2 protein-coding genes and 1 pseudogene are annotated in these 2,441 nt (G+C 59.5%); all 3 read left to right on the top strand.

From position 1 onward, the window contains the following. Window positions 1-844: pseudogene (locus C0V97_RS18255) on the top strand (hypothetical protein); the annotation flags it as partial. Between the two features lie 294 nt (window positions 845-1,138). Further along, window positions 1,139-1,606 carry a hypothetical protein gene (locus C0V97_RS01650; protein WP_127099917.1) on the top strand — a complete coding sequence of 156 codons (468 nt, stop codon included), beginning with the start codon at window positions 1,139-1,141 and terminating at the stop codon, window positions 1,604-1,606. Continuing rightward, on the top strand, window positions 1,603-2,379 hold the full coding sequence (locus tag C0V97_RS01645) for a hypothetical protein (RefSeq protein ID WP_127099919.1): 777 nt from the start codon (window positions 1,603-1,605) through the stop codon (window positions 2,377-2,379). Before C0V97_RS01650 ends, C0V97_RS01645 begins: the two co-directional genes overlap by 4 nt. The last annotated feature ends 62 nt before the right edge of the window (window positions 2,380-2,441 follow it).

Raw genomic sequence — 2,441 nt, 5'->3', positions numbered from 1 at the left:
CGGTGGATACCCGAACAGGTTTCTCGTCCAGGACGCGTCCTCTGCAGGAGTATTCTGGCTCTCGACCGTTGCAAACAACCTGACCACGCCCGGTGAGTCTGGCGCGTCGTGGGGCAATCTGTTCGCAGGACTGGCGACCGAGACGTATGCGGCACAATATAACCCCGGTCGCTACCTCAATACGACCGTCATTACATCGTCCCAGACTTACACAGTCCCGGCTGGCGTCTATAAAATTCGTGTTCGCCTCCAGGCTGCGGGCGGCGCGGCTGGGGGGAGCGCTGATAACACCGGCGGCAATGGATCTTCCTGCGCCTCAAGCGGTGGCGCGGGTGCTTATGTAGAAGCAATCTTCCCCGTCACTCCTGGTCAGCAGATCCCGATCAGCATCGGCGTTGGTGGCGTTGGTGTGACTGGCAAGGCGGGCGGAACCGGAGGCGCCACCACATTCGGCCCGTTTGGCTCGTTTGCTGCGCTCTCATGCCCCGGTGGGCTTGGCGGCTATGCCGGAATACAAACATCCTCCAGCGCTGCGTCGTCAATTCCGGGATGCCCTGGTAATGGAATGCCGAGCGGACCGAACATTGTTTACGCGGTTGCAGCAGCGGGCGGTTTGCCCGGTGTCGCTGTACTGGGAACAGCCGCTGCTCCCCCTGGTAGCAACAGCCCTATGGGTGCGGGTGGGTCCGGCATCACTGGCTATAATGGCAGCACATCGCAGCCGGGCGGGAACGCAGGCGGCTGGGGCGGCGGCGGCGGCGCTCATGCGAACCAGCAAGCAGCCCAAAATGCGGGAGGCGCAGGAGCCAATGGCGTCGGCATCATCGATGAATTTAGCGCCTGAGGAGTACAAACATGACGCAGCCTGACGCCTACTCGGTATATCTTACCGCAGCTACGGTTGAGCATCCGATCGGATACGTTATCGACCGAGTGTTATGGGATGGGACCGCTGATTGGTTGCCCCCTACGGGTACAGCGATCGTAGCCGATCCTAACGGAGCATATCCGATCGGTAGCAGCTACACTGCGCCGTCCAGCAGCACAGCGGGATAACTCCCATGACATGGCGCTCATCAGCGCGGATCGTGCGCCCTGGCGACGACATTGCCAAGATCGTCGGTAGCGTCGTCTGCTCATGATCAACATTGCAGCTTTATGGGAAACATGGAGCGGTCCGGGAGGTGCCGTGATCGGGGGCATCCTGACGTGGGGTGGAACGGTGATCCGTGCGCGTTTGCAGGCACAGCGCAACCGCTTGGACGCAGGACAGCAGGCTCTCACTCTAGTCGATCAGAGCCAGAAACAGCAGGCAATGCTCTCAGCTGCGCTTGAACGATCTCTGGCCAATGAGCTCTCTGCCCGTGCGCGGGAAGTTGCGACCGGCGATCTTCTGCAGGAGATCCACGTGCATCTCATCGGCGCGAGGCTGAGATGTCACGATGTCGAAATGCGTTTCGGGCTGGAACCTACCGTCTTTCCGCTTATCCCGGCTTTTCCTTGGAAAATCGCATCGGACGACACCGCGCTTACCACAGGAACTGGTGATCGCTCCACGACCAACGGCGTCGATGAGACCGCTTCGGCAGGAAAGGTGCATTCATGATCTGGCGTCCATCTGAACGGATTGTGCGTCCTTTTATGCTTGCCAATCCGAACCTGCGTTCGGTTCTTCAGGCCCAGTTGGTATGGCCCGATAGCAATCTGAACGGCGGTGCAGACTACAGCGTCGATTTCTCGGAGATCCTGGGACCTAACGAAGCCGTCCTCTCATTCGACTTCGACCCTGGGTCATTTGGTTCGATCGCGTGGGTCTCATCCTACGGATCATGCGTCACGGCTTATATCAGATGGCTCGTCGCCGGCAGCATTACGGTTAACGTGGGCGTCCTCTCCAGTCTTGGAAACACCTATCAGATCGCCGTATCCATCACTGTCAGCAGTATTCCGGCTCTTATTCCTCCGATTCCACAACCTGGGCCAGGCCCGATAGCACCATTCATCGACAGTGGTGGGATGGAGGGCTGGTTTGCCTGTCTTGGTGTGGATCAGCCCGTGGGAGACCGGTGGTGGAACAATGCAGGCATTCCGAATTTCGCGGGACGACCGGATTTCAGTGATGCTTCGATACCGGGCCTAACCATTACGTGCACTGGCATGGGCGCGTGGCTCGCGTCTTTGCCCATATCCTCACCCTCGCGTGGATGGTGGAACAACGGGGGAGTGATGACCTTTGTCGGCATACCCCGCCGCCGATCCACGCAGATCAATAGCGCCCAGATGGCCGCATGGATGGCTTCATTGCCATTCTCTCCGCCAAGCGCTGGAGGCTGGTGGAGCAACGCCAATATTCCAACCCTGACCGGGATCATTCAATGAAGCGCTTCCTCTTTCTCCTGCTTGCGGTCGGGACAATGCCCGCCGCTGCCCTTGCGCAGCCT

The organism is Asaia sp. W19, from assembly GCF_003994335.1.
Taxonomy (GTDB): Bacteria; Pseudomonadota; Alphaproteobacteria; order Acetobacterales; family Acetobacteraceae; genus Asaia.
This window is presented reverse-complemented; position numbering and strand designations above follow the sequence as displayed.